Origin of the sequence: Bradyrhizobium agreste (genome assembly GCF_016031625.1) — a bacterium.
Classification (GTDB): Bacteria; Pseudomonadota; Alphaproteobacteria; order Rhizobiales; family Xanthobacteraceae; genus Bradyrhizobium; species Bradyrhizobium agreste.
This window is the reverse complement of the sequence record NZ_JACCHP010000041.1, coordinates 1-24823: the sequence shown is the minus strand read 5'-3', so window position 1 is coordinate 24823 and position 24823 is coordinate 1. Positions and strand designations below refer to the sequence as shown.

Genomic DNA, 24823 nt, shown 5'->3' with positions numbered 1-24823 from the left:
TCCGTCTGGCCGCCTCCGCCAGCATCTCCTCGCAGGTGAACGCCTCGTTACGCAATAGCCGGGTCAGGCGAATCTCTCCCGCCCGATTGCCGCCCAATCGACGCACCCGCAGCTTTCGGCCGCCCGACGCGACCAGCCGGCCCAGGAGAAAGGCCCCCCTTTTTCCAGGCGACGGTCGCCAAACCGTCCCAGTCCAAGCTCCATGCCATCCTCCTCGACAATGAGAACAACACGGAATCAGACATTCTGCCCGTCTTCAACTTCGATGTGTGAATGCCGTAGCCCTCCAGGGGAGGGTAAGAGCCCAGGGGGAGGGTTAAGAGCGCTACTGCGTCTTCGCCACCCTTGGCGGCTGGGGGGCGGTGATGAAGCTGGTGGCTTCCAGCATGGCGGGGCCGAGCGGGGTCGGCACTTTCAGCCAGAACGGCACCAGGATGCGCGTGCCGGCGATGGGGGCGAACGCGATCTCCATGTTGCGCTGGGCGGCGAGGTATTTGATGACGGGGCGGTCGGGGATGTAGCCGGCGATCGGCACGAAATAGATCGCGCAGACCACGACCGGGCCCTTGTACCCCTTCTCCGCCTTCACGGTCTCCATGCGTTTGAAATCGAGCTTGAGCTCGTAGCGCATGCGGCCGTCAAATATGGGCGCTGCGTTGTGGCAGGCCTCCGGCGACACGGGGTCGCCGGTGCCGGGCACACGCAGCAGCGAAGCCGTCATCGGGTCCCAGACGCCGCGGCGATGCGCCTCGGTGACGACGATACGATCAGGATCGACCGGCGGCTCCGGTGAAATGGCAAAATCCTTCACATTGCCCTTGTCGAGGGTGATGCGGATCTCTTCGGTCTTCTTCTGGGTGGTGGTGGAGGCCTGGTAGCCGGTCGCAATCAGCGCGCCGTTAATCACGCGCCCCTGGCTGGCGCCGGTGCCGGACCCGCCTGTGAACGACTTCAAGAGCCCCGACGTGCCGCCGGCGGCCGCCGCCGAGAACACGTCGTCCTGGATATCGATGTTCCAGGCGCCCTTGCCGACGGGAATGCCGGCCAGCGAGGCCTCATATTGCGCCTCGAGCTTGCCCTGCGCCGCCGCCGGCACCACGCCGGACGCCAGCGCGAGGCCGCACAGCGCAGCCAGCCACACCGAAAGGCGCGCATGGGCCGGACGCAGCTTTTGCGCAAAAAGGGACGTTGTCAGCACGAAACAATCCAATCGGGGCGCGATGCGCCGTTACTTAAGCCAAAAACGGCTGCAAACAATGTGTCGGGGCCTCCGGCCCCGGGAACTCCACCGGACTCTTCGGCGGCGAATACGCCCTTTATGTGATGGTAAGGCGTGATAATCATTGCCGTTTTGGTGATCGGGTGAAGCGGGCTCCGATACCTCTCCCCGCATCCCTCCGCTGTCATGCCCCGGCTTGACCGGGGCATCCAGTACGCCGCGGCCTCTCGACTCTGGCCGCGCCGCCGCGGGGTACTGGATCGCCCGGTCGAGCCGGGCGATGACACCGCGGGTGAGGCACTAGATCCCGGGTTCGGGCTCTGCCCGCCTCATTGCGCAAGCGCGCAATGAGGGACGACGGGCCAAAAATGGCCCGTCGCCTTGACGTCCGGCCCCTTCCCCCCTATACGTCCGCCCGCTCCCTGCAAGGACGAAGAATTTGCCCCCGTGGCGCCCTGAGATGGCGGCCGCACTCGTTGGGGGTTCGAACTAAAGGATTTCTGCCATGTCTCGCCGCTGCGAACTGACGGCCAAGGGCCCCCTCGTCGGCCACAAGGTCAGCCACTCCAACATCAAGACCAAGCGCCGCTTCCTGCCGAACCTCGTCAACGTGACGTTCATCTCGGAAGTCCTGGGCCGCAACGTGCGCCTGCGCGTCTCCACCAACGCGATCAAGAGCGTCGACCACAATGGCGGCCTAGACGCCTTCCTGCTCAAGGCGAACACCGACGCGCTCTCCCCGCGCGCAGTCGAGCTGAAGCGCGCCATCCAGAAGAAGGTCGGCGAAGCCCAGCCGGCGAAGCAGGCGAGCTGAGAGATTTACCGTCAGGGCGGGGGCTAGGTTGCGTTCGCGTGGCGTAGGCTTAGCTAGTTAAGAGTTTGAGTAGCGGCCGGATCGGAAGATCCGGCCGTTTTTGTTGTGTACTCATCTGGAATCGCCTACAGCTCCCGACTTCTCACATGGCATGTTACACTCTTTGATGCTCACGTCGTCATCAGGGTGCTCCACGGAATGGCTCGCAGTGACCTTCTAGTCTCTCTCGTCCGGGCCGGAGCGGCTGGCGATCGATCTACCCTCGCATCGACTGTGGAAGCCATTGTCGCCGAAGAACGTGCAAGAAGCCACAACATCCTCGCAGACAGACTGCAGCGAGCACTCCAATCAGTCCCGGTCGCGACCTCAAATCAGACGACACGACTACAGTCGAGTGGCCGCGACTTTATTATTGAACGCGAACCTCGGCTTCGTCTCAATGATCTAGTTTTATCGCTTCCAGCAGAGCGATTGACGCACCAGTTGATTGAGGAACAGAATCGAGCTGACTTGCTGCGCGCGCAAGGTTGGCAACCTCGTCATCGGGTTCTGCTTTCGGGACCTCCCGGCAACGGAAAATCATCATTGGCTGAAGCGATTGCAGAAGCGATCGCCGTTCCTTTTCTAACCGTCAGATATGACGCACTCGTCGGAGCGTATCTCGGGGAAACCAACGCCAGATTGTCTCGCCTCTTTGAATACGTGCGAACAACCCCTTGTGTTCTGCTGTTCGATGAATTTGACGCGATCGGAAAAGAACGTGGAGACATTCACGAGACTGGAGAAATCAAGCGCGTTGTATCCTTTCTCTTGATGCAGATTGATCAACTCCCAAGTTACGTAATTGCCGTAGCAGCGACAAATCATGCAGAGCTGCTGGATCGAGCCGTGTGGCGCCGCTTTCAAATGCGCATTGAAATGTCCCCGCCAGATTTACCACGCGCGACGCGGCTCCTTGATCAATGCTTCTCATCGCTTCTTCGGGAGTCCGAAGTATCCAGCAAATTCATCGCAGAAAGAATGAAGCCCACGAACTATTCCGAAATTCTTGATTTCTATCAAAACGTGCGTAGAAGACACATACTCGCCCAAGGAAGCGAATCGTTGCGTCAAACGATCAGCTACGAGCTGGAATTGTGGAATACACGATTGAAACCGGGCATTGATGGCACAGATTCCCGATCAACCACTTCTCAAACTCGACGCTCCCAGACTCGGAGCGCGCAGACCAGGAAGCGCAAGATTCGTCTCGACTAGAAAGTTTTCGCTGCAGCAACAGCGCGCAAGTGATACTGCGCGCAAGTTTCAGCGGCTTCAAAAGGTCTTTGACGAGGAGGGTGATCCTCTTGAATTGCGGAGTGATCCGTCAGGGATGGCGCCCGAGCGACTGCTCGTTTTCGAGCTTACTGGCAGCGTGAATAATTTTGCTAGAGCGGCCGCGCGAGTTCCTGGCCTAGAGTTCATCGGCACAGAAGATCTTGACGAAGATGACGATGATCGGTCGCCCGTACTTTACTTACTTGTTCCCGATGCAGCCGCTCTGCGTCAGATGTTATCCCTGTGGCGAACCTGGCTGGATGACAAAGCATTGCCACGTGGTTTTACGCCTTGGCGGGACCTCTTCTTACAGTTGCGTGAAATCCGTCCATGGGGACCGCGCGATCGAGTAACGCCTGAAGACTTGTCGGTACTCGCCAACGAGCATGCCGATGAGCAAGGGCGCATCCGACTAGAAATTGAGTTGGTATTCCGCAAGGATGGAAGCGCATCAGAGAAAGCGGCTCGGCAAGCTTTGGCTGCCGTGAATGCTGAGGTTATTTCTGCAACTCGCATTGAGGGCGCAGGCTATCATGCTCTTCTTGCCTACGTTCCACAGATTGAGTTGCTCCGGATTATTGAACTCGGGAATGAAGGCCTGGTAGCTGAGGAGACGATTTTATTCATTCGCCCTCAAAGCATCACACAAATTGATGTCATTGAAGTCGAAGAGGGTGGCGAGGCGCCCCCCTCCAGTCAACCGCAAGGTAATCCCATAGCTGCCATACTCGATGCAGTCCCCCTCGCCGGACACCCTCATTTGCTTGGTCGTCTTCTTGTAGATGACATGTTTAATTTGGAGCCGCTGTCGGTAGGCCCTCGCGTTCACGGGACAGCCATGGCATCAGCCGTGCTGTTTGGAGATTTGAATGATCCTATGTCTCCCGTGGATCGCAAAGTCCATTTTGTGAATGTGATGTACGCCCCTGAGGGGCCTGACAATCAGGAGCGATTTCCCAACAGACTTCCGGCCGATCTCTTTCACGAAGCGATCGCGCGAATGAAGGAAGGGCCTGAGCCTTCAGCACCTGAAGTCATTATCGTAAACGTCTCTCTCGGTGACAAAAACAAACCTTTTGCTGGCCAGTTGTCAGGCTGGGCGCGTGTTGTTGACTATTTGGCTTTCCGATACGGTCTTCTAATCGTTATTAGTGCCGGCAATCATTTTCATTCACTTCAAGCAACAGACCTCAACACAGCTGCATTCGAGGCACTCTCGGCACCGGATAAGGCCAAGGCAGCTCTGAAGTTGAGCGGCTTGTCGATGGCAAGCCGTCGACTCTTAGCACCCAGCGAAGCAATCAATGCTCTGACCGTTGGCGCACTGCACGGTGACGCTCACCCCACACCCCCGGCCTTGCCCGCGTGGATATTCGACGTTTGGGCCGATACTGGCTTGTGCAACATATCCAGCGCACTCGGTCCAGGTTACGGTGGTTCGACCAAGCCCGATCTCCTAGCGAAAGGCGGCCGCCATCACGTAAGGCTATCACCTGCTAGCGGAAGCTATAGTCTCACGCCCCTGACGAATGCCGCTGCAAGCTTCGGTGGCATAAAGGTAGCTGTTCCGCCCAATCCACCCAACATGGCGGACACGGGTCGAACGATTGGCACAAGTGTTGCTGCTGCGATTACGACAGGACTGGCCATTCGCGCGCACGAGCTTCTCGAAGCTGCATACGAGGACTTCCTCGACATCTCTGGCGCCCATCGAGCCTTACTGCTCAAGTCGCTACTGACACACTGCGCACGCTGGACGTCGGCGAGAGACTTAGTTGTTGAAGTCATCGGTCCAGCTGACTCTCGACAGCACGTGAGACAAAGAGACAATGTTCGACGCTATCTCGGCTATGGAGCCATCGACCCTGCTTTAGCGCTGAGTTGCGCAAATGACCGAGCCACATTGTGGGCCGTCGGCAATCTGTTCCCCGACCAAGCTCACTCCTATTCCGTTCCAATTCCTATCGCAATCTCGGGAAAAGCTGAACCTCACGAAATTGCAGCCACAGTTACTTGGTTCGCACCACCCAGGGTGGGCGCCGCAAACTATCGCGGTGCGCGTCTAAAGTTATTAGACCCTAACGATTTGGGAATGCTTGGTCTTTCCGCCGAAAAACATCAGCCTGACAGCAACCAATCGCATCGAGGGACGGTGATTCATCGCAGATGGACAGGCACACGAGCCGCAGTCGTAGCCCAAGACGGTGAGATGAACATTACGGTACAACGAGAGCCTGATGAATTCAGCCAAGCAGTGCCATATGCCTTTCTGGTTACTATAGAAATGGCAGGAGCAACCGAACTATACGCCGAGGTCCAAGCACGCATTGCCGTTAAGCCAAAGGTGCCGGTCACCGCCTGATTATTCGTAATTCCTCTCGTTTGGGCATTGTATGAATAATTTCCCGAACAGGCCGAGTCCTCAATTTGGTCATTTCCGCTATACTCGCCCCGGCAGCATCCCCTCGAGGCGCATCCCGTGGAGCACGACGGCCAGCACGACCGCACCCCTCACCGAAAACCTCGTCATCTGCTGCGACGGCACCGGCAACGAGATCTCCGAAAACATCTCCAAACATCTCCAACGTCCTGAAGCTCTACCGCTGCCTGCGCACGACGGACAGGACGCAGCCGCGGTAGATGCTGCCCTGCGCGTCCGGCGGCCGGCACCCCAGAGCCATCCGTAAACAGCACCGCGCACGCTTTAACCGTCCATTAACCAACGCACCCTAGCCTGCTGTCATCGTCCAGCCATCACTAGCTCGAAATGCCTTCCCGGTTCGCTCCAGGAGAAGCGCCGATGTGCGTTGAGTTGTTGACGTATGCCGATCTCGGTGCCCGCCTCGATATCTCGCGCGAGGCCGCGCGGTCGCTGGCGAGACGTCGCCGCCTGCCGCGCTCGCGCTCCGAGGATGGCAAGGCCCTGGTGAGCGTTGATCTCTCCGCGCTGCGGTACACGCCCCGCCCGCGAAAGGGCCGCCGGGCAGACCCCATAGATGCCTCCATGGCAAAGATCGAGGCCATCAAGACTGGGGCCTTCAAGGCGGAGATCGCGCGGCTCGAAGACGTCGCAGCCGCCTACAGGTCCGTGTTCGAGCGCGAACGGGAACGGGCCGACCGTCTCGCCGTCGAGCTGCTGCAGGCGACCGCCGAGACCAAGGCCGTCAATGCGTGGGCGGCACAATTGGAAGACGAAGTGGCGGCGTTGCGGAGCGGTCGCCGCCCTGGCGGCTCGCTCGCGGGACACGCCGCGCGTCGGTTGGGGCATCTGGCCGCCTTCATCGTGCAGGCAGACCGCGCAGCCCGCACGTAGCACTCGAGACTTTCTTTAATCCCCGGCTCGCCGGACTACTCGTGAGGAAAAAATGGCTGGGAATATCGATATCCATGAAATGAAGGCCCGCATCGTCGTGTTCGGCGTCGGCGGCGCCGGCGGCAATGCCGTCAACAACATGATCGCGGCCGGGCTGCAGGGGGTCGAGTTCGTCGTCGCCAACACCGACGCTCAGGCGCTGGCGATGTCGAAGGCGAAGCGCCTCATCCAGCTCGGCACGAAGGTGACCGCGGGCCTCGGCGCCGGCTCGCAGCCGGAATTGGGCCGCGCCGCAGCCGAAGAGGCGATCGACACGATCCGCGAGCAATTGACCGGCGCGCACATGGTGTTTGTGACTTCAGGCATGGGCGGCGGCACCGGCACCGGGGCTGCACCCATCGTCGCCAGGATCGCGCGCGAGCTCGGCATTCTCACCATCGGCGTCGTCACCAAACCGTTCTACTTCGAGGGCCAGCGCCGGATGCGCTTTGCCGAAGCCGGCATCGAGGAGCTGCTGAAGACGGTCGACACCCTCCTGATCATCCCGAACCAGAACCTGTTCCGGGTGGCCAGCGAGAAGACCACGTTCGCCGATGCCTTCGCCCTTGCCGACCAGGTGCTCTATTCGGGCGTGGCCTGCATCAGCGACCTCATCGTCAAGGAAGGCCTGATCAATCTCGATTTTGCCGACGTCCTCTCCGTCATGAAGGAGAAGGGCAAGGCCATGATGGGACGGGGCGAGGCCTCCGGCGAGAAGCGCGTGCTCGCCGCTGCCCTCGCCGCGATCTCCAATCCGCTGATCGAGAATCCCTCGATCAAGCGCGCCAGTGGCCTCATCATCTCCATCACCGGCGGCAAGGATCTGATGCTGTACGAGGTCGACGAAGCCGCGACCCGCATTCGCGACGAGGCCGACCCGGACGCCAACATCATCGTCGGCGCGTCGTTCGACGAAAGCCTCGAAGGCATCGTCCGCGTCTCGGTGGTGGCGACCGGAATCGATAATCTCGACCCGGCGCAGGCGCACCCGGTGGAAACCGCCCTCACCCAGCTCGCCGGCAGGCTGCGCAGCGACGGCCGCCGCATCGCCGATCGCATCGAGCGCAGCGCCCCCCTTCCGCACGTGGGAAGCCCGCCGCTGCGCCCGCAGCCGCACCACCCGGTGGGACCGCCGGCAAGGCCGGGTCTGGACTCTGCGCGGCAGCCGACGCTTCAGCCGCTCGATCCTTACGGCCGCGCTCCTGCGCGCAATGCGCCCGACGAGAGCATTCTCGATATCCCGGCCTTCCTGCGCCGCGCGACGAACTGAGCGGGTGGCGAGCGGGGGAGTTACCTGCTCGGCAACCAGCGAGCCCAACAACAGCTCGTCATCCCGGGGCGCGACGAAGTCGCGAGCTGTGATGCGCAATTGCGCATCTGAGGATCCATAACCACCATCGTGAGTATGGATTCTCAGGTGCGCAATTGCGCACCGTAGCTCGCGCCAAGAGGCGCGCCCCGGAATGACGGCATAGAGCGTGCGCGCCAATCGTTCACGCTGCCGTGCTGCGCGGGCTCTCCGCTGCTTCCTTCTTGTCCGTCTCCTTGTCGCGGGACAGCCAGGCCGGAAAACGAAGCAGGCGCTCGTTGGTGTCCTTTGGCAGCTCGATCGGCGGCGCTTCAACGGCCGAACTCGGCAGGTCCAGCGCGGCGTGTCCGGTTCGCACCGCATCCGCGCGCTGATCCAGTTCGCGCAACAGGGGATCGAGCACGCTGTCGATCTCGGTCGCCACCGACACCAGGAAACTATTGAGCTCGCGCGCCTCGGGCACAACTGCCGCAGCCTGCTCGACCGCCCTGGAGAGACCGTCGACGACGGGTGCAAACGCGCCGGCGGCTTGCTTGATTCGCGTCTTGATCACTTCAATCTCGCTCAGGACGCGCTCACGCTCCCGCCGTTTCTTCTCCTCCGAAAGACGGGCTTCAATTTCGGCGATCTGGGCCGCCAGGGTCGTGGCTTCGGATGCGAGCGCATCTCGTCTTCCGCGCGCGCGATCGAGTTCGCGGCTGAGATTGTCCACTAAGTCGTCCTTTCCGAACATGGGTTTGCTCCGTAGGACAGGCGCCCTGCCCTGTAGGACGGCCCTCGCGCGAACCGCCAGCCTCGCCACCGACCGGATGGCCGGATCGGCCGAAACAGGCATCAACCTCGATCGCGTCACATGGGCCGACATGGTGATCCCCCCATTGTCAACATTAGGCGACCGCATGGTTAACAGGGGGTTAATGTCAACAGACGAGGCGGCCATGGGACCGGGTGCCGGCGACGTCACCTCCTCGTTGCCATCCATTTTCCGCTATACTCGCCCCGGTAGCATCACCCGGAGGCGCATCCCATGGAGTCCGCCCACACCACCTCACCCAAGCCCGAGCCGAAGCACCTCGTCATCTGCTGTGACGGCACCGGCAACGAGATCTCGGAGAACATCTCCAACGTCCTGAAGCTCTATCGCTGCCTGCGCAAGACGGACAAGACGTCGCCGCGGCAGATGGTGTTTTACGATCCCGGGGTCGGCACGGTGACGGAGCCGACGACGTGGCACCGGCTCAAGGCCAATATCAACCTGGTGCTGGGGCTCGCCACCGGCTACGGGTTAGACGCCAACGTGCTCGCGGCCTATTGCTTCCTGGTTCAGCATTACGCGCCGGGCGACAAGATCTACCTGTTCGGCTTCTCGCGCGGAGCCTATACGGTGCGCGTGCTGGCGGGGCTGATCCACAAGATCGGGCTGATCTCGCCGGAGCAGGCGAATCTCGCAGGCTCAGGGCTCATTGCCTACAAGCAATATTCCGGCAGCGGGCGCGGCAACGACGTCGAGGACCTCAAGGGCATCGTGTTCGACGAGAGCGGGCCGGTCCCTAAGGACAAGTTCGACCTCGCCGCGCAATTTGCGCGCATCACCTCGACGCGCTGGCCGACCATCCATTTCGTCGGCGTGTGGGACACGGTGGCGAGCGTGATCGTGCCGCGCCCCGACCGCCTGTTCTGGCCGAGCCTGGAGCAGCTCGCCTTCACGCGGCGCGATCCCAGCATCCGGATCTTCCGGCAGGCGATCGCGATCGACGAGCGGCGCCGCATGTTCCGCCTGAACACATATTGCGAGCCGCAGGAGTTCTGGAGCAACCGCTACGTGCCCGACGAAAAGAAGGGGCCGCAGGACATTTTGCAGGTGTGGTTCGCCGGCGTGCATTGTGACGTCGGCGGCGGCTATCCGGAAGCCGAGAGCGGGGAATCGAAATATCCGCTGCTGTGGATGATCGCGGAGGCCGAGAAGGCCGGACTGAAGTTCAACCCGCGCACGGTGAACCAGCTCGCCTGGGGCATCCAGCGCAAGAACTCGCCGTTCCACTATGTCGCCCCCGCCTTCACCGGCAAGACGGGCACGCTGCACGATTCCATGAACTGGGCCTGGCGCGTGCTGGAATATCTGCCGAAGAAGGCGAAGTACCGGGAATGGCCGGAGCGGAAAGTGGTGCTCGGCTTCTACATCCCCGACGCCGAGCCGCGCCTGATCCCCGACGGCGCGCATGTGCATGAGAGCGTCGTGAAGCGGATGGCGGTGGAGTCGGATTACCGGCCGGTGAACCTGCCGAAGGACTACGTGACGGTGCCGATGCCGGTGCCGCCGGGGGTGGATCTGGCGGCGGAGGTGGAGGAGGGCGTGACGGGGTGAGGCGGGCGCCCTTACCCTCCCCTGGAGGGGGAGGGTCGATCGCGCGCAGCGCGAGCGGGGTGGGGTGATCTCTCCACACGGGCACTGTTCATCGCGGAGAGACCGTCACCCCACCCCGTCACGCAATCTCGCTACGCTCGATCGCGTGCCGACCCTCCCCCTCCAGGGGCGGGTGGCAGCGCGCTACCGCTGGTTTTGCCATTCGTTGACACTTTTCGTTAAAATTCTCGGGCGCGGCTTAGGGGGATCGCATCATCTCTTTTCCATGATCGGACAAATCACCCGCCGCGAGACCTGCGGAGTTGGAGGAGACGTGCCAATGCATCCGCGCAAGTTTGTCCGTGTGAAGCCCGCAGGCCTGGTGTCGCGCCAGGCCAAGATCATCACCGACCCGCGCGCGCCGGTGATCCCGTGCACGCTGATCGACTATTCGCCCGGCGGGGCCTGCGTCGATCTCGGCGGACAGGTCAAGATCCCCGACCGCTTCGAGCTGCTGCACGTGAATACCAAAAAGCGCTGCCGCATCGCCTGGAAGCGCGGCACGCGCGTGGGCGTGGTGTTTTGAGGGGAAGCGGCCGGGTGCTTCTGCCCCCTTTGTAGCGCTCATCTCTCGTGTCCCGGACGCGCGCAGCGCGAGCCGGGACCCAGAAGCCGACAGGCAAGCTGCGGATGGATGGGCCCCGGCTCTGCGGAGCGGCACTTCGCGCCGCACCGCGTCCGGGGCACGAGACTGTCGGCTATCATGACACTTGGAGATAGTCGGTGCCCACAGCCCGCATCCCACATGCAACAGCCCCGCCCTTGCCGCGCCAAACCGCCAGCGTCTTCGCGCATGACTGATGTGGCGGGGTCGGCTAGATTGCGTCCCAAATAACAAAGACGATTGTCCGGGGAGGACAGGCGTGCACCAGGGACGTGTCGTGTTCGGCGCGATCGAGGAGGTCGTGTTCGGCCATCCGGCCGCCGGCGCCATTGTCGCGCAGATGGATCGGCTCGGAACTCGCCGCGCCTTCCTGATGGTTTCGGGCACGTTGAACCGGCAGACCGATGAGATCACCAAAATCAGGGACGCGCTCGGCGCGCGCTGCGCCGGCCTGTTCGACGCCATGCCGGCGCATACGCCGCGCGAGGCGGTGATCGCGGCGACACAGGCGGCCCGCGCGGCGGAGGCGGATCTGATCGTCACGGTCGGCGGCGGTTCCATCACCGACGGCGCCAAGGCGGTGCAGCTCTGCCTTGCCAACGACATCAACGATATCGCCGGCATCGACCGCATCCGCGTGCACAAGGGCGTCGCGCCCGAGATGATAGCGCCAACCGTGCGGCAGATCAGCGTGCCGACCACGATCGCGGGCGGCGAGTTCTCATCGATCGCAGGTGTCACCGACCGCGCCGCGCAGGTGAAGCAGATGCTGCGGCATCCGCTCACTGTCCCGCGCGCGACCATCCTCGATCCTGCGATCACCGTGCACACGCCGGAATGGCTGTTCCTGTCGACCGGCATCCGCGCCGTCGATCATTGCGTCGAGGCGATCTGCTCGCGCGAGACGCATCCTTACGCCGACGCGCAAGCGGTGAAGGGCCTCGCCATGCTCGCCGACGCGCTGCCGCGGGTGAAGGCCGACCCTTTAGATCTCGATGCGCGGATGGACGCGCAGATCGGCACCTGGCTGTCGATGGGCGCGCTCGCCGCCGGCGTGCCGATGGGCGCGAGCCACGGCATCGGCTACGTGCTGGGCGGCGCCTTCGACGTGCCGCACGGCTACACCTCCTGCGTGATGCTGCCGGCGGTGATGCGCTGGAACGCGCGCGACAATGCCGAGCGGCAGACGATCGTCGCGGCCGCCATGGGCTATCCCGGCCGTGACGCCGCCGACGTGCTCGACGCCTTCATCCGCTCGCTCGGCATGCCGCGCAGCCTCGCCGACGTGCGCATTTCGCCGGAGCATTTCGATGCGATCGCGCAAGCTGCGATGCGGACGAACTGGATTCCGCGCAACCCGCGCAAGATCGAGGGCCCCGCCGACGTGCGCGAGATCCTGCTGCTTGCCGCCTGATCGAAATCCGGAGGATCGATGTACACAGGTCACCACGCCCGCCTGCGCCCGCTGCAGCCCGCCTTCATCATGGCGGCGACGGGCGAAGCCGTCACCTATCGCGAGCTGGAGGCGCGCAGCAATCGGCTGGCGCATCTGTTCCGCAAGCACGGATTGAAGCGGCTCGACCATTACTCGATCTTCATGGAGAACAATGCGCGCTATCTCGAAGCCTGCGGCGCCGGCGAGCGCTCCGGCCTCTACTACACCTGCATCAACTCGTTCCTGACGCCGGGCGAGCTCGCTTATCTCCTCGTCAACAGCCAGTCGAAGATCCTGATCACGTCGATGGCCAAGCTCGCCATCGCGCGCGAGGCGATTGAGGCCTGCCCCGGCGTCGCGCTCTGCATCGTCGCCGACGGCCCAAGCGAGAGCGAGCGCATCGTCGGGCTCGCCGAGGCGACCGCCGGACTGCCGGCAACGCCGATCGAAGATGAATGGCTCGGCACCGCCATGCTTTATTCGTCCGGCACGACGGGACGGCCGAAGGGCATCCTGCGCCCGCTGCCGGAGGAGAAGCCGAAGCACAATCTGCCGCTGTTCGATTTCCTGTTAAGGCTCTGGCACTACCGCGAGGGCATGGTCTATCTGTCGCCGGCGCCGCTCTATCATTCCGCGCCGCAGGCGGCTGTGAACCTCACGATCCGCATGGGCGGCACCGTGATCATCATGGAGGGGTTCGATCCCGAGCGTTACCTGCAGCTCGTCGAGCAATGGGGCATCACCCACACGCAATTGGTGCCGACGATGTTCTCGCGCATGCTGAAGTTGCCGGAGGAGGTGCGCGCCCGCTACGATTTGTCCTCGCTGGAGATCGCAATCCACGCCGCCGCGCCCTGCCCGCCGCAGGTCAAAGACGAGATGATCAGATGGTGGGGACCGATCATCCACGAATATTACGGCGCAACCGAAGGCCTCGGCTTCACCGCCTGCAACAGCGAGGAATGGCTTAGCCATCGCGGCACCGTCGGCAAGGTGCTGCTGGGGGATCTGCACATCCTCGACGAGACCATGCGGGAATGCCCGACCGGCACGCCCGGCCAGGTCTGGTTCAAGACGGCAACGCCGTTCGAATATTTCAACGACCCGGAGAAGACCAGGGAGGCGCGTTCGCCGGACGGCAGCATGAGCACGGTCGGCGACGTCGGCTATGTCGATGCCGACCGCTTCCTGTACCTGACCGACCGCGCCACCTTCATGATCATCTCCGGCGGGGTGAACATCTATCCGCAGGAATGCGAGAACCTCCTGATCACCCACCCCAAGGTCGCCGACGCCGCGGTGTTCGGCGTGCCCAATGCCGATCTCGGCGAAGAGGTGAAGGCGGTGGTGCAGCCGATGCCGGGCGTGGTGCCGGGGCCGGCCCTCGCCGAAGAGCTGATCGCGTTCTGCGCCAAATCGCTGTCGCGGCAGAAGGTGCCGCGCTCGGTTGATTTCGAGAAGGAATTGCCGCGGCTGCCGACGGGCAAGCTGTACAAGCGGCTGCTGCGGGACCGCTACTGGGGGAACAAGGCGTCGCGGATCGTGTGAGGGCGCTGTGCGTAAGGTGCGCAAGCTAGCGCCACAGATGCGACTGTCGTCCCGGGGCGCGACGAAGTCGCGAGCCCGGGACCCATAACCCCAGGGAGGCGTCGCGGCATGAGCTGGCAACTTCAAGTCTTCGCCAAACATCTTCCTGGGGCTATGGATCCCGGATCTGCGCGCGCTTAGGGCGCGCTTGTCCGGGATGACGACCGGATTTCCGGAACGCAGCTGGGCACGGTACGCGCAAAGCACCACCTCTTCGCACCTGCACTCCCCATCGTGAGAGACGCACCCGAGATATTCCGTCATCCGAATTGTCGAGAGCGTAGCTGGCCTTGCGGGTTGCCTCGCTGCACGTGCCTCGCTATCGTCTGGATAAACAGGCCGAAAAGGCGGAAGGTCCAGGGAGGATGAGCATGCGGAGCGTATGGGCGCTCGCCGCAATGGCGGCGCTATCTGTGCTGACGGCCTCGACCGCCGCACCCGCCGGCGAGCCCAAGCAGGGCGGCATCTTGCGGATGTATCACCGCGACAGTCCGGCCAACGCCTCCATCCTCGAAGGCGCGACCTATTCGATCAACGTTCCCTTCATGGGGGTGTTCAACAATCTCCTCATCTACGACCAGCACATCGCACAGAACAGCCCCGATACTTTGCGGCCGGATCTCGCCGAAAGCTGGTCCTGGAGCAGCGACAACAAGAAGCTGACCTTCAAGCTGCGCCAGGGCGTGAAATGGCACGACGGCAAGCCGTTCACCTCGGCCGACGTCAAATGCAGCTTCGATCTGTTGATGGGCAAGTCGCAACAGAAGCTGCGGCAGAATCCGCGCAAGGCCTGGTACAGCGAGGTCAACGAGGTCACGACCAACGGCGAATTCGAGGTCAGCTTCGACCTGAAGCGGCCGCAGCCTTCGCTGCTGGCGATGCTCGCCTCCGGCTACACCCCGGTCTATCCCTGTCACGTCTCGCCGGCGGACATGCGCACCCATCCGATCGGGACCGGGCCGTTCAAGTTCGTCGAGTTCAAGGCCAACGAATCGATCAAGCTGACGCGCAATCCGGACTATTGGAAGAAGGGCCGGCCCTATCTCGACGGCATCGAGTACACCATCATCACCAACCGCTCGACCGCGATCCTGGCCTTCGTCGCCGGCAAGTTCGACATGACCTTTCCGACGCACATCACGATCCCGCTGCTGAAGGACATCAAGGCGCAGGCGCCGAACGCGACCTGCGTGGTCGAGCCGACCAACGTCTCGACCAACATCATCGTCAATTCGACCTCGGCACCGTTCGACAACATCGACATCCGCCGGGCGATGGCGCTCGCGCTCGATCGCAAGGCGTTCATCGACATCCTGTTCGAAGGCCAGGGCGACATCGGCGGCACCATGCTGCCGCCGCCGCAAGGCATCTGGGGCATGCCCAAGGAGAAGCTGGCGACCATTCCGGGCTATGGACCCGACGTCAACGCGAACCGCGAGGAAGCCAGGAAGCTGATGCAGAAGGCGGGCTACGGTCCGGACAAGCACCTCGCGGTGAAAGTCTCGACGCGCAATCTCGCGGAATATCGCGACCCCGCCGTGATCCTGATCGACCAGCTCAAGAGCATCTATATCGATGGCGAGCTCGACGTCGTGGAAACCGCGAACTGGTTCCCGAAGGTCGCGCGCAAGGATTACATGCTCGGCCTCAACCTGACCGGCAATTCCGTCGACGATCCCGACCAGTCCTTCTACGAGAACTATTCCTGCGGCTCGGAACGGAACTACACCAATTATTGCAACAAGGAGATCGAGAAGCTGTTCGACCTGCAGTCGCAGGAGACCGACCTCGCCAAGCGCCGGCCGCTGGTCTGGGACATCGACAAGAAGCTGCAGGAGGACGTCGCCCGCCCGATCATCTTCCATGCACGGGCCGGCACCTGCTGGCACCCCTATGTGAAGGGCGTCACGATCATGTCGAACAGCTCCTATAACGGCTTCCGCTACGAGGATGTGTGGCTCGACAAGTAACGCGCGAGGCTAGCGCGGAGGGCGATGCATGTTTGCCTATCTGGTGCGGCGCCTGTTCCTGATGCTCGTGACCCTGTTCGGGATCTCGATCGTCATCTTCTTCCTGCTGCGCATCGTGCCGGGCAACATCGTCGACATCCTGTTCGCCGCCGCCGGCTATGTCGACCCCGCCGACAAGGCCGAGCTGGAGAAGCAGCTCGGCATCGACCAGCCGCTGGTGATGCAATATCTGCACTGGATCGGCGGCTTCCTGCGCGGCGATTTCGGCTACTCCTATGTCTCGGAGAAGCCGGCGCTGCAGGAGATCCTGCCGCGGATTCCGATCACGGCGCGGCTTGCCGGCCTTGCGCTCTTGTTCTCGGCATCGATCGGCATCCCGCTCGGCGTCATCAGCGCTGTGAAGCAGGGCACACGGCTGGACTACGCGCTGCGCATCGTCAGCCTCAGTGGCCTGTCGCTGCCCTCGTTCTGGCTTGGCTTGCTCATCCTCACCGCCGCGGTGGCGATGTTCGGCCAGATACCGATCTTCAATCCGAATCCGAAGACGTGGCTCGAGGCGTTCGCGACCTATGCCGTGCCGGCCGCCGCCGTCGGCTTCCGCAGCGCGGCGCTGACCATGCGCATCACGCGCTCCTCGATGCTGGAGGTGCTGCGGCAGGATTACATCCGCACCGCCCGCGCCAAGGGCGCCTCGGAAGCGGCCGTGAACTATCACCACGCGCTGAAGAACGCGATCCTGCCGGTGATCACCGTGATCGGTATCGAGGCGGCGTTCCTGATCGGCGGCCTGATCGTCACCGAGACCGTGTTCAACATCCCCGGCGTCGCGCGCTTCCTGGTCGAGGCGATCCGCTGGCGCGACTATCCGATCGTGCAGAACCTCGTGATGTTCATCGCGGTCGTGGTGGTGTTCGCCAATTTCACCGTCGACATGCTCTACGCGGTGTTCGACCCGCGCATCAGGTACACGGATTAGGAGAGCTGTTTGGCCGCGATCGATTTCGACGTTGAACTGAGGCGGGCCGGGGCGCATGCGACCGGGGGCTGGCGGCGCGTGCTGTTCATGGCGCAGCGGCATGTGCTGGGCGCGGCCGGGCTCGTGATCATGACATTGTTCGTGCTGACGGCGATCTTCGCCGACGTCATCGCGCGCTACGATCCGCTGACGGTCGATTCCGCCCGCGCGCTGGCGCGCCCGAGCCTGGCGCACTGGATGGGCACCGATTCCTTCGGCCGCGACGTGTTCAGCCGCATCATCCACGGCGCGCGGATCTCGCTCGCGGTCGGCATCGGCTCGACCGTGCTCGGCGGCACCATCGGCGTGATCGTCGGCCTCACCTCCGGCTATCTCTCGGGCTGGGTGGATCTCGTGTTCCAGCGCATCTCCGACGTTCTTCAGGCGCTGCCGCTGCTGGTGCTGGCGCTGGTGATGACGGCGGCACTCGGGCCCTCGCTGCCGAACGTGATCATCGCCATCGCCATTCCGCTGATTCCGACGGTGGCGCGCGTCATCCGCGCCAACACGCTGGCGCTGCGCGAGCAGCCATTCGTCGAGGCCGCCAAATCGATCGGCATGAGCGAGATGCGAATCGCGCTGCGCCACGTGCTGCCGAACACGCTGGCGCCGCTGATCGTGCTCGCCACCGCCCAGCTCGGCTCGACCATCCTGACCGAGGCTTCGCTCTCCTTCCTCGGCCTCGGCATTCCCGAACCCTATCCGTCATGGGGGCGCATGCTGTCCGAATCCGCCGCCGAATATGTCCGCACCGCGCCGTGGCTGGTGATCTTCCCAGGGATAGCGATCAGCCTCGCCGTGTTCGGCACCAATTTGTTCGGCGACGCCCTGCGTGACATCCTGGATCCGAGGCAGCGCGGCTGATGGCGGACAAGACCGATCTCGTGCTCGATGTGAAGAACCTGAAGACGGTGTTCTTCACCAATTCCGGCCTGTTCAAGGCCGTCGACGACCTCTCGTTCAGCGTGAGGCGCGGCGAGACGCTGGCGATCGTCGGCGAATCCGGCTGCGGCAAGAGCGTGACCGCGCTGTCGCTGATGCGCCTCGTGCCCGATCCGCCCGGCCGTATCGTCGGCGGCTCCGTCACGCTGGAAGGCACCGACCTCTTGGCGCTGGATGAATCCGAGATGCGCAGCGTCCGGGGCAATCGCATCTCCATGATCTTCCAGGAGCCGATGACCTCGCTCAATCCGGTGATGCGGATCGGCGACCAGATCGTCGAGGCGGTGCGGCTGCACCGGAATATCTCGGCGAAGGAAGCGCACGACATCGCCGTCGAGATGCTGCGGCTGGTGCGCATCCCCGAGCCGGCGCGGCGGGCGCGCGAATATCCGCACCAGCTCTCCGGCGGCATGCGCCAGCGCGCGATGATCGCGATGGCGCTGGCCTGCCGGCCGGCGCTCTTGATCGCGGACGAGCCGACCACCGCGCTCGACGTCACCATCCAGGCGCAGATCCTGGCGCTGATCCTCGACCTGCAGAAGGAGCTCGGCACCGGGCTCGTGCTGATCACCCACGATCTCGGCGTGGTCGCGCAGACCGCGCAACGCGTGATCGTGATGTATGCGGGGCGAAAGGTCGAGGAAGCCAGCGTCGAAGCGCTGTTCGCCGCGCCGAAGCATCCCTACACGCGCGGGCTGATGGCCTCGATCCCGGCCGTGCCGGCCTCTGGCGTCGCGGCGCAGGCGCGGCTGAACGAAATCCCCGGCACGGTGCCATCGCTGGTGCGGCTGCCGCAAGGCTGCGCCTTCGCGCCGCGCTGCAAGCTCGCCATCAAGCGTTGCGAGGCCGAATATCCGCCGCTGGCGGATTGGGGCGGCGGGCATCTCGCCGCCTGCTGGCGCGCGGAAGAAGTCGCGGAGGTGGCATGACCGAGGCGCTGCTCGAAGTCACCGATCTCAAAAAGCATTACCCGGTGCGCGCCGGCGTGTTGCGCCGGCAGGTCGGCACCGTGCATGCGGTCGATGGCGTCTCGTTCGCGCTTGGCACCGGCGAGACGCTCGGCCTCGTCGGCGAATCCGGCTGCGGCAAGTCCACGGTGGCGCGCAGCGTGCTGCGGCTGGTCGAGCCGACCTCGGGCCAGATCCGCCTCGACGGCGAGGACATCACGCATCTGTCGAAAGCGGCGCTGCGGCCGCACCGCCGCTCGATGCAGATCGTGTTCCAGGATCCGTTCGCCTCGCTCAATCCGCGCATGACGGCCGGCGACATCGTCGGCGAGCCGCTCGCCGTGCACGGACTTGCCACCGGCAAGGAGCTGGAAGCGCGGGTTGCAAGACTGTTCGAACAGGTGGGATTGCGGCCCGACCAGATGGGCAATTTCCCGCATCAATTCTCCGGCGGCCAGCGCCAGCGCATCTGCATCGCCCGCGCGCTGGCGCTGGAGCCGCGCCTGATTGTCTGCGACGAGCCGGTCTCCGCGCTCGATGTTTCTATCCAGGCGCAGGTGATCAACCTCCTGATCGACCTGCAGCGGCAGCACGGCTTCTCCTATCTCTTCATCGCGCACGACCTCGCCGTGGTCGCCCATATCAGCCACCGCGTCGCGGTGATGTATCTCGGCCGCATTGTCGAGATCGCCGACAAGGACGAGCTGTTCCGCAATCCCAGGCATCCCTACACGCAGGCCCTGCTCGCCTCGGTTCCGATCGCCAATCCGCTGGCGAAGAAGCTCGCGCCGCTGGTCGATGGCGACGTTCCGAGTCCGGTCAATCCACCGTCAGGCTGCGCATTTCACACCCGCTGCCGGTTTGCGATGGAGCGGTGCAAGACGGAACGGCCGGCGCTGCTGGATGCCGGTGATGGGCATCAGGTCGCGTGTCTGCTCAATGACGGGACGGGGCGAGGGCGCTAGGGCGTGCACTCATAAAAGAAATGTCAGCTCCTGAGAGAAGAGCGGAAATCTCCTGCTCGGCAGAGCGTTACCGCTTTTGACCCTTAGCGGACCTCGCAAGGATCACGCGATTGCCCCTTCGCGTCATTTGTCGTCCTCCCACCCTTCGCACTCGACCGAGGCGGATCGTCGACATCGAACCCGTCCGCCAGCTCCTCGCTGCTTCAGAGCGATTATGAACATACAATGAGGAACATGGGCGACTTCGTGATGTTCTTTGCGTATCGGCGCTCCGCCGGAACAGAACCGCCAACACAAGTGCGATTTTGCTGGTTTTAGCGACGGACGCCCAAAACCACGAGGAGGTTCGTCATGAGTATGGAGGGACTTCGCGTATCTCGCCGGCAATCAGTTACCGGATTATCAGTTCTCGGATTGAGCGGGCTGCTGATCCCCGCGGCCTATGCACAGCACAAAGCACAAAAGAAGCACCAGGAGACCACTGGTGTGGGGATACACACTGCTGAAATGAAGGATGAGGATATCTTTCAGTTCGCGCTGAACCTGGAATACATGGAGGCGGAGTTCTATCTCCGTGCCACGACTGGTAGAGGCATCGATGATGCCGATGCCGGCCCGGACGCCCAGCGGGTTGTTGGTGGACACGAAGCCAGGTTCGAGAAGCAAGAAATCCGCGAGTTTGTCGAGGAACTCGCGGAAAACGAACTCGCCCATGTGCGCTTTTATCGCAAGACCCTGGGCAAGATGGCGATATCGCGCCCAGCCATCGATTTCGATGCAGGCTTCAAGGCAGCCGCCCAAGCCGCCGGTCTCCCCGCAAACTTCGATCCGTTTGCCGACGACATGAGCGTCTTGCTTGGCGGCATGCTGTTTGAGGACGTGGGCGTGACTGCGTATGCCGGAGCTGCGCCGCTCCTCAAAAGCAAAGAGTTCGTCGAGGCCGCAGCCGGCATTCTCGCGGTCGAGGCGTATCACATGGGCATGGCGCGCTCGCAGCTCTATATGATGGGTGAGAAGGCCTGGAATGCCGCGAACGCGATCTCGGACGCCCGCGACCAGCTTGATGGTGGTCAGGACAAGGATCAGGGCATTCGGATGAACGGGAAGGCCAACGTCGTCCCGTCCACGCCCGACGCCATCGCCTTCCGCCGGACCCCTCAGGAGGTGCTGCATATCGTCTACCTGACCGACAAAATGGGCATCAGCAAGGGCGGGTTCTATCCGAACGGAATGAACGGCACGCTCAAGTCTACCTGAGCAGCTCCCGCCGAACCCGGGCCAGACCGGCTGCGCAAGCAGTCGGTCTGGCTATCGAGGAGCGCAGTCAGTCGAGCTGTAGGAACAAAGAACAGTCTGCAGTGGTTTGCGGTCGATGAGTAACGAGTCAGATTTGGCAGTTGCAACTTCGTCCCGGAGCAACGAGCACAAAGAAGATGTGGTTTCTCGCCGGGGCTTCATTGAAACATCCTTATACGGTGTCGTGCTTGCGGGGACGACAGTGCTTCCTGCTTGGGCGATGGGCACCGGCGGATACGGCCCGGCGGGCGGCTATGCACGCCGCGGCGGAGGGCACGTCTCGAAGGCGACCGCTCATTATCAGTATCATCCGAATGGCGCCCAGCGCTGCGGAGTCTGCGTCCACTTCCGGGCGGGCCGTTGTGAGATCGTCGCGGGGCAGATCAGCCCGGACGGCTGGTGCCGATACTTCCGTGGCGCACGGGCGCCAAGCGGATCGGCTGGCGGCAGCCGCTATTAGTCTAGCTGGCGTACGCTTCGCGGCCGCACCCCAGTCACTCTGCCGCTTGGAGATCGGACGACTGGTCGGCTCCTGGCCCCTCAGCTGAACAACGAACGGCTGCTGCAATGTCGGCTGTCTGAGAGAGACCGGACGTTGTACGATGGTTGTGCTGACGGGCGGTCTCGCGTACCCGCGTGAACCACCGAATCCAGCCTTCCGTTTAGCAGGACGTGCCTTCATGCCGGAGATCAGACCAGTTGACAGACGTAGTCAACCAGCGCGGGTCAAGCCTGGCGACTACAGTGCTCGAATTTTCTCTCGCAACTGATTGAGTTTCTCGACCAGTCTGTCCCGCTCCAGTTCAAACTGGCTTTTGGCCGATCCGGACGGCAACCTGGCGCAAATGTTCTCAGCCGCCGCCAGCGCCGTCTCGAGATGTTCGGCGGCAGTGGAGCAGTGGGCTTTCGCGATATTCAGTGCGTCCGCACGAGTTTGCTCCTGAGCAATGAGATGCTCAGGAGCGGCGACAGGTGCCGACTGGACCGCACGTTGCTTGAATTTGAAAACGTTTCCCATGGTTCTTCCAAAGTCAGGTCTTCAAATGTATTGACTGCCGCCCCTGAACAGGTCCATGCGCGTATTCCGGCCTCCTCATCAGGCGGCGCGGACGGCGGCGAGAAAATTCTGGACCTCGACTTTAAGACGATTGCTTTCCTGGGTCAGCGACTGCGCCGATGAGAGCACCTGAGATGAGGCTGATCCGTTCTCCGTGGCGCCCCGTTTCACCTCCGCGATGCTGGAGGCGACTTCCGTGGTTCCTCGCGCAGCCTGCTGCACGTTGCGCGAGATCTCTCGTGTCGCAGCCCCCTGTTCCTCGACGGCAAGCGCAATGGTGGCAGTGATTTCCGAAATATCACCGATCGTTGTGCTGATATGCTTGATCGAGCTGGCCGACTCCTGCGTGGCGGTCTGTATTTCGCTGATCTGCTCGCTGATCTCGTTGGTTGCCTGAGCCGTCTGCGCGGCGAGCGCCTTGACCTCAGATGCGACGACCGCAAAGCCTCTGCCCGACTCTCCTGCGCGCGCCGCCTCAATGGTCGCGTTGAGTGCAAGTAGGTTGGTTTGCCCGGCGATTGTCGTGATGAGGTTCACCACATCGCCGATTCGGGTCGCCGCCGCCGACAATTTGTTCATGCGACCCTCGGTTTGCGCAGCCTGTTTGACGGCTTCGCTCGCAATCCGTGTCGACTCATCGACCTGACGACCGATCTCTCCGACCGATGTCGTCATTTCCTCGGTCGCGGAGGCGACGGTCTGGACATTGACAGATGCCTCTTCTGACGCGGCGGCTACTCGTGTCGAAAGCTGCTGCGTCATCTCGGTGGTCCTGGCCAACGCACCAGCGGCGACCTCAAGCTCGCCGGAGGCAGTCGACAACGATCTGACCAGTTCGCCGATCATTGTTTCGAAATCGCGCGTGATTCTGTCGACGCGCTGTCCACGCAATATCTTGGCTTCGGCCTCCGCCGCCGCGAGCTCGTCGGCAGCCTTCTTCGCGATCAGCGCTTCCTTGAACACCTGGAGGGTCGTGGCCATTTGGCCGATTTCCGTTCTCTCGCCATGATGTCCGACCGTCGCGGTGAGGTCGCCCTTGGCCAACGCCCGCATCGTCGCGACAATCGATTTGATTCCGCTTGAGATGTTGCGCACCAGCATGACGCCTGCAACGGTGCCAAGGCTCAAGGCAAGGGCGACGATGCCGGCAATTAGCGCGAATGCGAAGCTATAGGTTCGCTCGGCGTCGTCTCCTGCCGCAGCCGCGCTCTTGTTGTTCAGGTCGATCGCTTTCAACAACGTTTGGCCGCTGTTCTGGCGCAGCGGCTGCATCTGATGGATGATCAGGTCACCGGCCCTGGCTGTGTCGTTCGCGCGCGAGGCGGACAGCACGTCCGGGATTTGCGCGACATAGGCGGACCAGAGTTGCTGGAAATCCTTGTAGAGCTTCTTTTCCTCAGGCGAACTGAGCAGCAGCTCGAGGGCTTCGCCGTCCTTGTTGATGTCACGGATCAGGTCCGAGAGAATCTTTTCGGACGCTGCCTTCTTGGCCGGATCGGTCTCGAGAATGTGGTCCCGGACGACGCTGCCATATCTGATCGTAGAGGCCCTCAGTTGACCAAGGAGCCGGACGGCGGGGAGCCAGCGACTCTGGAGGCCTATCGCATCGCCATGAATCAATTGCATGTTGCTGATAGCCAGAAAGCCGGTGGCGGCGAGGACGAGAAGCAAGAAGGAAATGACGGCAATTAGTTTGCTGCTGATCGAGTAGTGCGAAAACATAAGCCGGGCTCCGCAATATAAAAATGGAGGGTCGAACGATTCGCGTTGCGCGTTTAAATGCCGGAGATGCTGCGCTTTAATAGTAAATGATTCAGAAAGATCTAGTTGAAGCTTTCGTGATAACAAGTTTTGATTGCATAAATATTGTGCGATCGATGCATTTTGGGCCATGAACAACCTGAGAGCCAATTGGCACCGGCCGCCGCATCGGGGCGCTTGATCGTCTGGACGGCTGTATCATCTTCCATCTATGCGATGGCTACGCCGCGCGAATACTTCCGAGAATAAGACATGCCGGGCGACAGCCAGTCTCGATCCAGGCGAGCGGCATTGTCGATAGCCGCCACCATATTTGCCTGTAGGAAAGGCACAAGCGGCTTAGCAATCCGGTGGCACTAGGCCGACCTTCTCGTAGACCAGAGGATGGCGTTGGTAAGGATTTTCTGACAGCGCGGGTCCTGCCAGACCGACGCCTCGTGGCCAAGCGCCGAATAGAATACTCGCCCCTCGCCGTAAAATCGTTTCCAGGCGAGCGGCCAGCCATAGAAGCGTTGATGCACACCGGCCTTATTGAGGTCCACCGACCTTTGGTCGAGGCGCAGGAGCACGCGTGATCCGCGATAGTCGAAGTCGCTGATCTGGTAGATTTCATCGTTCAACTGAAACGAATTCCCCAGAAACGCCACCAGTGGATCTGCAACATCAGCCACCTCGATGGTCACACCCTGATGCCAGGGATGACCGTTGAAGTAGCCGCCGATCAGATCGAGATAGTCTGGCCAAGTGTAGAATGTGTCCGTGGCCGAATGAACGCCGAGAAAGCCACGGCCCGAGCGCACAAAGTTGAGAAGTGCTGTCTTTTGGGCGC

At 62.4% G+C, this 24823-nt stretch carries 20 protein-coding genes and 1 pseudogene; 16 read left to right on the top strand and 5 right to left on the bottom strand.

The window, feature by feature from the left end:
- Positions 1–325 precede the first annotated feature (325 nt).
- Positions 326–1135 carry a DUF3108 domain-containing protein gene (locus tag HZZ13_RS35560; RefSeq protein WP_197964086.1) on the bottom strand — a complete coding sequence of 270 codons (810 nt, stop codon included), beginning with the start codon at positions 1133–1135 and terminating at the stop codon, positions 326–328.
- Positions 1136–1724: 589 nt separating this feature from the next.
- Here HZZ13_RS35560 and rpmB point away from each other — a divergent pair.
- The 6 genes and pseudogenes from rpmB to ftsZ all read left to right on the top strand — a co-directional run bounded on the left by rpmB (position 1725) and on the right by ftsZ (position 7972).
- A complete protein-coding gene (rpmB, locus tag HZZ13_RS35555; protein WP_197964083.1) occupies positions 1725–2033 on the top strand; it encodes a 50S ribosomal protein L28 in 309 nt (102 codons plus the stop codon).
- Positions 2034–2231: 198 nt separating this feature from the next.
- Positions 2232–3290, top strand: a complete 1059-nt coding sequence (locus HZZ13_RS35550) for an AAA family ATPase (RefSeq protein WP_197964082.1) — start codon at positions 2232–2234, stop codon at positions 3288–3290.
- The gene (locus HZZ13_RS35545; protein WP_246504690.1) at positions 3199–5712 is read left to right on the top strand and encodes a S8 family peptidase; all 2514 of its coding nucleotides are present in this window, start codon (positions 3199–3201) and stop codon (positions 5710–5712) included. Before HZZ13_RS35550 ends, HZZ13_RS35545 begins: the two co-directional genes overlap by 92 nt.
- A gap of 31 nt (positions 5713–5743) precedes the next feature.
- Positions 5744–5984 (top strand): annotated as a pseudogene (locus HZZ13_RS37060) (phospholipase effector Tle1 domain-containing protein); the annotation flags it as partial.
- A 166-nt stretch (positions 5985–6150) separates the two neighbouring features.
- Complete coding sequence (locus tag HZZ13_RS35540; RefSeq protein WP_197964081.1) at positions 6151–6663, top strand: hypothetical protein; 513 nt, start codon at positions 6151–6153, stop codon at positions 6661–6663.
- Between the two features lie 52 nt (positions 6664–6715).
- Positions 6716–7972 carry a cell division protein FtsZ gene (gene ftsZ / locus HZZ13_RS35535; protein ID WP_197964080.1) on the top strand — a complete coding sequence of 419 codons (1257 nt, stop codon included), beginning with the start codon at positions 6716–6718 and terminating at the stop codon, positions 7970–7972.
- Positions 7973–8195: 223 nt separating this feature from the next.
- Here ftsZ and HZZ13_RS35530 read toward each other — a convergent pair whose 3' ends face one another.
- A complete protein-coding gene (locus tag HZZ13_RS35530; protein WP_197964079.1) occupies positions 8196–8876 on the bottom strand; it encodes a hypothetical protein in 681 nt (226 codons plus the stop codon).
- Positions 8877–9038: 162 nt separating this feature from the next.
- Here HZZ13_RS35530 and HZZ13_RS35525 point away from each other — a divergent pair, with 162 nt between their 5' ends.
- The 10 genes from HZZ13_RS35525 to HZZ13_RS35480 all read left to right on the top strand — a co-directional run bounded on the left by HZZ13_RS35525 (position 9039) and on the right by HZZ13_RS35480 (position 21137).
- A complete protein-coding gene (locus HZZ13_RS35525; protein WP_197964078.1) occupies positions 9039–10376 on the top strand; it encodes a T6SS phospholipase effector Tle1-like catalytic domain-containing protein in 1338 nt (445 codons plus the stop codon).
- Between the two features lie 319 nt (positions 10377–10695).
- A complete protein-coding gene (locus tag HZZ13_RS35520; protein ID WP_027565029.1) occupies positions 10696–10941 on the top strand; it encodes a PilZ domain-containing protein in 246 nt (81 codons plus the stop codon).
- 337 nt (positions 10942–11278) lie between these two features.
- Positions 11279–12433, top strand: coding sequence for an iron-containing alcohol dehydrogenase (locus HZZ13_RS35515; protein WP_197964077.1), 1155 nt, complete (start codon positions 11279–11281; stop codon positions 12431–12433).
- Between the two features lie 18 nt (positions 12434–12451).
- The gene (locus HZZ13_RS35510; protein ID WP_197964076.1) at positions 12452–14002 is read left to right on the top strand and encodes an AMP-binding protein; all 1551 of its coding nucleotides are present in this window, start codon (positions 12452–12454) and stop codon (positions 14000–14002) included.
- Between the two features lie 410 nt (positions 14003–14412).
- Complete coding sequence (locus HZZ13_RS35505) at positions 14413–16011, top strand: ABC transporter substrate-binding protein (RefSeq protein WP_197964075.1); 1599 nt, start codon at positions 14413–14415, stop codon at positions 16009–16011.
- A 28-nt stretch (positions 16012–16039) separates the two neighbouring features.
- Positions 16040–16987: an ABC transporter permease gene (locus HZZ13_RS35500; RefSeq protein ID WP_197964074.1), complete on the top strand. Its 948-nt coding sequence runs from the start codon at positions 16040–16042 to the stop codon at positions 16985–16987.
- 9 nt (positions 16988–16996) lie between these two features.
- Positions 16997–17890, top strand: a complete 894-nt coding sequence (locus HZZ13_RS35495; RefSeq protein WP_197964073.1) for an ABC transporter permease — start codon at positions 16997–16999, stop codon at positions 17888–17890.
- Positions 17890–18897, top strand: coding sequence for an ABC transporter ATP-binding protein (locus HZZ13_RS35490; protein WP_197964072.1), 1008 nt, complete (start codon positions 17890–17892; stop codon positions 18895–18897). Before HZZ13_RS35495 ends, HZZ13_RS35490 begins: the two co-directional genes overlap by 1 nt.
- Positions 18894–19880, top strand: a complete 987-nt coding sequence (locus HZZ13_RS35485) for an ABC transporter ATP-binding protein (RefSeq protein WP_197964071.1) — start codon at positions 18894–18896, stop codon at positions 19878–19880. The genes HZZ13_RS35490 and HZZ13_RS35485 overlap by 4 nt, the downstream gene beginning before the upstream one ends.
- A gap of 507 nt (positions 19881–20387) precedes the next feature.
- The gene (locus HZZ13_RS35480; protein ID WP_246504691.1) at positions 20388–21137 is read left to right on the top strand and encodes a ferritin-like domain-containing protein; all 750 of its coding nucleotides are present in this window, start codon (positions 20388–20390) and stop codon (positions 21135–21137) included.
- 778 nt (positions 21138–21915) lie between these two features.
- Here the strand turns inward: HZZ13_RS35480 and HZZ13_RS35475 are convergent.
- The 3 genes from HZZ13_RS35475 to HZZ13_RS35465 all read right to left on the bottom strand — a co-directional run.
- Positions 21916–22194 (bottom strand): hypothetical protein, encoded by a 279-nt coding sequence (locus HZZ13_RS35475; RefSeq protein WP_197964070.1) that lies wholly within the window; start codon positions 22192–22194, stop codon positions 21916–21918.
- A 78-nt stretch (positions 22195–22272) separates the two neighbouring features.
- Positions 22273–23955, bottom strand: a complete 1683-nt coding sequence (locus tag HZZ13_RS35470; protein ID WP_197964069.1) for a methyl-accepting chemotaxis protein — start codon at positions 23953–23955, stop codon at positions 22273–22275.
- Between the two features lie 395 nt (positions 23956–24350).
- On the bottom strand, positions 24351–24823 hold a 473-nt coding region (locus HZZ13_RS35465; RefSeq protein ID WP_197963622.1), incomplete at its 5' end, for a ThuA domain-containing protein.

Bases quoted from the DNA above. Each gene is read 5' to 3' on its own strand.
- rpmB (WP_197964083.1), top strand. From the start codon at position 1,725: ATGTCTCGCCGCTGCGAACTGACGGCCAAGGGCCCCCTCGTCGGCCAC.
- HZZ13_RS35550 (WP_197964082.1), top strand. From the start codon at position 2,232: ATGGCTCGCAGTGACCTTCTAGTCTCTCTCGTCCGGGCCGGAGCGGCT.
- HZZ13_RS35545 (WP_246504690.1), top strand. From the start codon at position 3,199: ATGGCACAGATTCCCGATCAACCACTTCTCAAACTCGACGCTCCCAGA.
- HZZ13_RS35540 (WP_197964081.1), top strand. From the start codon at position 6,151: ATGTGCGTTGAGTTGTTGACGTATGCCGATCTCGGTGCCCGCCTCGAT.
- ftsZ (WP_197964080.1), top strand. From the start codon at position 6,716: ATGGCTGGGAATATCGATATCCATGAAATGAAGGCCCGCATCGTCGTG.
- HZZ13_RS35530 (WP_197964079.1), bottom strand. From the start codon at position 8,876: ATGTCGGCCCATGTGACGCGATCGAGGTTGATGCCTGTTTCGGCCGAT.
- HZZ13_RS35525 (WP_197964078.1), top strand. From the start codon at position 9,039: ATGGAGTCCGCCCACACCACCTCACCCAAGCCCGAGCCGAAGCACCTC.
- HZZ13_RS35520 (WP_027565029.1), top strand. From the start codon at position 10,696: ATGCATCCGCGCAAGTTTGTCCGTGTGAAGCCCGCAGGCCTGGTGTCG.
- HZZ13_RS35510 (WP_197964076.1), top strand. From the start codon at position 12,452: ATGTACACAGGTCACCACGCCCGCCTGCGCCCGCTGCAGCCCGCCTTC.
- HZZ13_RS35505 (WP_197964075.1), top strand. From the start codon at position 14,413: ATGCGGAGCGTATGGGCGCTCGCCGCAATGGCGGCGCTATCTGTGCTG.
- HZZ13_RS35500 (WP_197964074.1), top strand. From the start codon at position 16,040: ATGTTTGCCTATCTGGTGCGGCGCCTGTTCCTGATGCTCGTGACCCTG.
- HZZ13_RS35490 (WP_197964072.1), top strand. From the start codon at position 17,890: ATGGCGGACAAGACCGATCTCGTGCTCGATGTGAAGAACCTGAAGACG.
- HZZ13_RS35485 (WP_197964071.1), top strand. From the start codon at position 18,894: ATGACCGAGGCGCTGCTCGAAGTCACCGATCTCAAAAAGCATTACCCG.
- HZZ13_RS35480 (WP_246504691.1), top strand. From the start codon at position 20,388: ATGAAGGATGAGGATATCTTTCAGTTCGCGCTGAACCTGGAATACATG.
- HZZ13_RS35475 (WP_197964070.1), bottom strand. From the start codon at position 22,194: ATGGGAAACGTTTTCAAATTCAAGCAACGTGCGGTCCAGTCGGCACCT.
- HZZ13_RS35470 (WP_197964069.1), bottom strand. From the start codon at position 23,955: ATGTTTTCGCACTACTCGATCAGCAGCAAACTAATTGCCGTCATTTCC.